General features: G+C 73.9%; 3 protein-coding genes. All 3 read left to right on the plus strand.

Going from position 1 to position 6,494, the window contains the following annotated elements:
* A partial coding sequence (locus D7W81_RS38850; protein WP_120560393.1) for a serine/threonine-protein kinase occupies positions 1-3,549 on the plus strand: 3,549 nt, incomplete at its 5' end.
* A gap of 119 nt (positions 3,550-3,668) precedes the next feature.
* Positions 3,669-5,246, plus strand: coding sequence for a hypothetical protein (locus tag D7W81_RS38855; protein ID WP_120560394.1), 1,578 nt, complete (start codon positions 3,669-3,671; stop codon positions 5,244-5,246).
* A gap of 3 nt (positions 5,247-5,249) precedes the next feature.
* On the plus strand, positions 5,250-6,494 hold a 1,245-nt coding region (locus D7W81_RS38860; protein WP_147445787.1), incomplete at its 3' end, for a serine/threonine-protein kinase.

The raw sequence follows: 6,494 nt of genomic DNA on the forward strand, positions 1-6,494 counted from the left end.
GAGGCGCTGCGGCGCGTGGGGCCGCCCACGGTGCCCGCGGTGCTGGAGGAGGGGCGGGTCGGGGGCAGGCCGTTCCTGGTGCAGGAGTTGTTGCGAGGGCAGACGCTCGCGGCGTGGATGGCGGCGCTGCCTGGGACGGGTGCGGCGTCCGTGGCGCGGGTGCGGGAACTGCTGGCGGGGCTGTGTCCGGCGGTGGCGCGCGTGCACGCGGTGGGGCTCGCGCACCGGGACCTGAAGCCGGAGAACATCTTCCTGCGCGAGGGCGGCGCGCTGAGCCTCCTGGACTTCGGCCTCGCGCGGAGCATGGGAGAGGGGCCGTCGGAGGAGGCGGGAAACCGGGCGGGCACGACGGTCTACATGGCGCCGGAGCAGTGCCTGGATTCGCGCGAGGCGGGCACTCCCGCGGACATCTACGCGCTGGGGGTCCTGCTCTTCGAACTGCTCACGGGCACTCCGCCGTTTCACGGCAGCGCTGACGAGGTGCGCGAAGGACACGTGAGCCAGCGTCCGCCGCGCATGTCCGAACGGGCACCGGTTCCGGTGGCGCTCGACGCGGTGGTGGCGCGGTGTCTGGCCAAGGCTCCGGCGGAACGGTACGCGAGCGCGGAGGAGGTGCTGGCCGCGTTCGAGGCCGCGTGCGCGGAAGAGGTCGCGCTGCCGGGTGTCGTCGGGGCGAGAGACGCGCGGCCGGCGCAGGCACTGGCAACGTTCGCGGGAGCGCGGCCGGTGGCGATGCTGGGGCTGCGCACGGCCGCGTCGGTGGACGGGCTCGCAGCCACGCTGGAGCCGTTCGGTGGGGTGCTGGCGCGGGTCGCGGCGGGTGGCTACCTGCTCGTCTTCTGCGAGTCATTGTCCGCGGAGGCGAACGTGCGCGCGGCGGCGCTCGCGGCACGGCGGCTGGTGGAGTCCGGAGACGCGGCGGCGGTCCTGCACGTCGCGGTGCTGTACGTGCATCCCGGCATCACGCTGCCGCGCATCGCGGGGGCCGCGCTGGAGCGGCCGGAGACGTGGTGGGGAAGGGCGGTCGCGCCAGGCGAAGTGCGGGTGACCTCGGATGCGGCCGCGAGGCTGGAGCCCAGCTGGCTCGAGTCCGTGAAGGCGCAGGATGGCCGCGACGCTGAGCCCCAGGGCCCTGCGTCCAACGCATGTCTGCGCCTCCACGATGAGGAGGGCGGCCGTGCTGATGGAGAACCTCCGCCGTTCGTAGGCCGTGATGCGCTGTTGGATGCGCTGGTCTCGGATGCGGAGCAGAGCCTGTCTTCCTCGGTGCCGGGCCTGGGCGTGCTCACCGGTGAAGTGGGCCATGGCAAGTCGCGCCTGCTCAAGGCGCTCGCGCTCCGGCTGGAGTCCGCGGGCCATGTCCGGGTCGTCCGTCTGCGCGCGCCGCCTCCGGATGCGTCGGTGTCCAGCTCCCTCCTGGATGCCTTGCGCGCCGTCGTGGGCCGTCCGTCCGGGGAGCCCCGTGCCCTGGCCGACGCGCTCCTGGCCCAGGCCCGTGAAGCACCGCTCGTGCTGTTGCTGGACGACGCACACCTCGCGGATCCCCAGAGCCTGGATGTGCTGGAGCGCGCCACGCTCGCCGGGCCCCGGGCGCCCCTGTGGATTGGTGTCGCCGGGCGTCCTTCGCTGCTGGGCCTGCGTCCCCACCTGGGCGAACGCAGCGCCCATGCTTCCCGCCATTCGCTGCCGCCCCTCCCGCCGGAGGCGAGCCGCGCGGTGCTCCTCCACCTGCTGCGCCCCGCCGAGCACATCCCCGAGCCCGTGCTCGCGCGCCTGGAACAGCTGGCCCAGGGCGTGCCCCTGTCGCTCGTCGAGCTGGCCCGTGCCCTCCGCGCCGCCGGGGCCCTGCGCTCAGCTCCGGGCGGTGGATGGTATGTCGCACCGGACGCGCTGCTGGACGTGTCCGTCACGCCGCTGTTTGAACGGCTGGCCCCGCGCGTGCTCGCGGGCCTTCCGGAAGTCCACCGCGTGCTCGCGCGGCTGTGCGCGGTGCTCGGCACGGAGGTGGACGTCGCCCGGGTGGACGCGGCCCTGCGCCACCTGGCCGTGGGGCCGGAGCTGTCACGCGCCGCCTCCCTGGACGCGGGCGCGGGCCTGCAACGGCTGACCCGCGCGGGCCTCCTGCGCCCCTCGGGCCCGGGCCGCTTTGCCTTCCGCCATCCACTCCTGCGTGAAGCCCTGGAGGCCCTGCTGCCTTCCGCCCCCCGCCGCGCGCTGCACGCCGCCGCGCTCAAGGCCAGCGTGGGCGAGGACGTGGCCGAACGCCGCCGCAGGGCCCATCACGCGGCCGTCTGCGGCGCCCACCAGGAAGCCGCGAGGGACTACCTGGCGCTCGCGGAGGAGGCCCGCGCCGGACACCTGCCCGTGGACGCGGAGCAGCACTACACGCGCGCGCTCGCGCTCCTTCCGGAGTCCGACACCGCGCGCCGGGCCCAGGCGCTCACGGGACGGGGCAAGGTGCGCCACCGCCTCCAGCGCTTCCGTGAAAGCCTCGCGGACCTATCCGCCGCACGCGCATTGGCCCGCGCCCGGGGCGACGCGGCACTCGAAGTGGACCTGCTGCTGGAAGAGGCCACCGCGCGCGACTGGATGGAGGACTCGGACGGCTCCGCCGCGTGCACGCGCGAAGCCCTCGACGCCATCGAGCCCCTGGACGCGCCGCGCCTGTCCCTGCGATGTGGTCTCGCCCGGGGCCGCCTGCACGTGCGGCAGGGCGAGTGGGCCGCCGCGGCCCGCGTGCTCACCTCCACCGCCGAGGGCGCGGAGAGCGCCAGGGACCACGAGACCCTGGTCGTGTCGCTGGCCCTGCTGGGCGCGGCGCTCACGTTCCTGGACCGCGCCCCGGAAGCCGCCGCGCGCTTCGACGAGGCCCTGGAGCGCTGCGAGGCGGCGGGCGACGGGCTGCACAAGGCCGCCGTGCTGAGCAACCGCGTCCTTTTGTGGCTGCGCCAGGGCGACGTGCCGCGCATGGAAGCGGACCTGCGCCGCGCCATGTCGCTGGGCCGCGAGCTGGCCCATGCGCAGATGGAGCGCTGGTCCACCTTCAACCTGGCGGAGGTGCTCTACATGCAGGGCCGCCTGGACGAAGCGCTCCCCCTCGCGCAGCGCGCCTACGAGCTGGGCGTGCGCTTCTTCCGCGAACACCCCGTGCCCGTGGACGCGCTGCTCCTCGCCCGCATCCAGGCCGCCGCGGGGGACGAGGCGGCGGCGGCCCGGCAGCTCGCCTGGATCTCCGAGCGCTGTCCACCGGAGTCCCTGCCGCCCACCGCCATCATGCGGCGCCTCGTGGATCTCCAGGTCCATCAACAGACCACCGGCGCCTTCCGTGCGACGGATTGGAACGCGCTCCAGGAGGAAGCGGACGCGCTGGCCTCGCCCGACGAGAAGGCGGAGATCCTCCTGCAGGCCACCGGCGTCGCGCGCCGCACGGGCGCCATGGACGAGGCCCGCGCATGGCTGGAGCGCGCCGCGCCCGCCGTGGCGGAAGCCCCTCTGTGGGCTACGTGTTTCCACGCACTGCGTGCGGCGCTCATACCCGCAGCGCTGTAACTGGAAACGCTACTCGGGTCCGCGCCCGTAACCTTTCGCGCTACAGGGAGACAAGAAGGCCACGCCTGGGGTTTCCTTCCTGTCCCATTTCCGAATCCTGCCCAAGGAGTGTTCACGCGATGGCCTCCTCCGTCCTCCGAGTCCCCTGGTGTTTCCTGTTGCTGGCCCTGACCGGCTGCGAGTCCGCGCTTCCGGACAGCGCTGATGTCGGCCCGGGTGCGGGTGTCGCGCTCGGCACGAGCGAGTCGGACATCCGCATCGCCAACTCGCTCCTGACGCAGGAGCTGGTGGTCAACGCCATCGCGGCGAACCACGACGCCAATCAGACCCTGGCCACGAGCTCGCTGGAGTCCCTCTTCGACCCCGACGAGATGGTGCTCAACGGGCAGACCGCGTTCATCAACCACCAGCTGCGCGACCCGTACGCGCAGCGCTTCATGGCGTACCTGGTGGGCTGTGCGCTGGGCCCGGGCGAGACGCTCAAATGGCTCAATCCCTCGCAGCCCGCTGGCTCCCAGCTCAGTGAATGGGCGGGCTCCGCGGGCCTCTGTCCCTGGTGGCGCACGCAAGCGCCGGGCGACGCGTGCCTCAAGCGCGTGACGGCCTGCCTCCTGGCGCGCAACAACAAGCTGGGCCAGCGCGTGGACCTGTCCATGCGCGGTGAGCTGCACGAGCCCGCCCTCTCCATCGCGCAGCCGTTCGCGCTGGACGCATGGACGAAGCCGCTCGACCACGTGCCCGCCTCCTCCGCGCCGTTGAGCAGCTCGGTGCCGTGCGACGAGCAGACGGTGGGCGCGGGGCGGGACTGTGGCTGGACGATGCACTCGGTGGGCTGGTGCCCCGCGGGTCAGACCATCGCCGTGGGCGCGGGAGGCCCGCAGAGCTGCGACTCCCCGGGGACGCCGCTGGGCTCCAGCGATGAGGCGCGCATGATGCTGCGCGTGTGCCGGGGCATCGCCGGCTGCAACAACGCCGACGCGCGGCACGTGGCCTCCAGCCAGGGGTGTTCGCCCGAGTCCACGAACCCGACGCCCGACGAGGCGACGGACCCCTCCGTGCGCTTCACCTGCCCCGCGAGCGGTGGCTACTTCACGGTGATGACCGCGCCCTGGGACAGCGAAGTGGCGGGCACGGCGAACGTCGGCGTCTCGGCCGGGGTGCAGGCGCCACTCTCCGAGCGCTCCGTGTACCGGATCCGCGAGGGCGCCTTCTACGGCAACCTCTTTGGCAAGGACGCGCTCCGCGACGACATCAACGTGACGGTGAGGCAGGTGTCGGGGCAGCGGAACAAGTACGAGGTCATCCGGCCGCGCTCCCCCCAGACGGCGCCCATCTTCAATGACCTCTATGCCTGCTACGACCCGGGTTGGGTGTACGGCATGGCGTACGCGACCTACCGCGTGTGCGCGCTGCCGGGCTCGGGCCAGGATTGCGCGGCGAAGGTGACGGGGCCGTGCTGGAACACAGACCCCCAGGCCCCGCGCCAGTGCGACCAGCAGGACGGGCCGCTGCTGAGCGGCGACGGCGACTTCGGGAAGTGCCACGACCCGTCCAACAACGTCTGGGAGGAGCCCGTCACCGTCTACCTCAATGGCGCGTGCGACCTGGTGGATGACGCTCACCGCGACCTGTGCAAGCGCAGGTCGGAGCCCGCGCCGCCCCTGGAAGACTCCCGGAGTGCCCCGGGCAAGCGCTAGCGCATGGCGGGCAACGGCGAGGAGGCGCTCTACGGCGAGGAGCTGCGGCCCGGCGCGCTCGTGGGCGAGTGGGTCGTGGACCGCGTCCAGGTCCACGGCCCCGTGTCCGCGCTGTACCGGGCGCGGCACGCGCAGTCCGGCGTGCCCGCGGCGCTGAAGGTGCTGCACCCGCACGTGGCCGCGGCGGCGGTGGCGCTGCGGAGATTCCGGCGTGAAGCCGCCACGTTGCAGCGGCTGCGCCATCCGCACATCGTCACGGTGCTGGGATACGGCGAGCTGTCGGACGGCCGGCCCTTCATCGCCATGGAGTGGCTGGAGGGGCAGGACCTGGCGGCGGAGCTGGCCACGCGCGGCCCGCTGTCCCCGCGCGAGGTGCTGGCGGTGATGGAGCAGGTGGGCGCGGCGCTGCGCGTGGCGCACGCGGCGGGGGTGGTGCACCGCGACCTGAAGGTCCAGAACGTGGTGCGGCTGGGGCCCGGCCGCGGCGGCCCCGCGGTGAAGCTGGTGGACTTCGGCGTGGCGAAGGGGCTGGTGCCGGGCGCGCCGGGCAGCTCGTCACTCACGCACACCGGCGTGGTGCTGGGCACGCCGCTGTCCATGGCGCCAGAGCAGATCCGCGGCGAGGTGCCCGACGCGCGCACGGACCTGTACGCCGTGGGCGTGCTGCTCTTCCAGCTGCTCACGGGCATGCCGCCCTTCCAGGGCACCACGCGCCACGAGGTGGAGCAGCTGCACCTGCACGCCCCACCGCCGCGCCCGGGCGAGCACGCGCCGGTGTCCGCCGCGCTGGATGCCGTGGTGGTGCGCTGTCTGCGCAAGACCCGCGAGGAGCGCTATCCGGACGTGGACGCACTCCTGGAGGACCTGCGGGGCGCGGTGCTGGGCGGCGCGGCGCCGGTGGAGGTGCCGCGCGCGGTGGGGCTGTACGTGGAGGCGCGGCTGCCGGACGAGCCGGGCCCCGCGGCCATGGAGGACCTGGACGCGGGCCTGGAGCGCGCGAGCACCCTGGCGCGCGAGGCCGGGCTGGAGGTGCGGGTGATGGGCGGCGCGTGTCTGCTCGCCGTGGCCAGCCTCCCGGACGACGTGCGGCGGGAGCGGGAGCTGCGGGCGCGGGTGCTGGACGTGGGGCTCGCGCTGACGGGCGGGCCCTCATCCGCCGCGCGCTTCCACGTCACCGTGCATGTGGACCGGCTGACGGCGCGGGATGAGCCCCATGGCTGGGCGGAGGGCGCGGCCTCCGCGTGGGAC

The organism is Corallococcus aberystwythensis (assembly GCF_003612165.1).
GTDB lineage: Bacteria > Myxococcota > Myxococcia > Myxococcales > Myxococcaceae > Corallococcus > Corallococcus aberystwythensis.

Excerpts from the sequence above, each read along its gene's own strand:
- D7W81_RS38855 (WP_120560394.1), top strand. The coding sequence starts at position 3,669 with ATGGCCTCCTCCGTCCTCCGAGTCCCCTGGTGTTTCCTGTTGCTGGCC.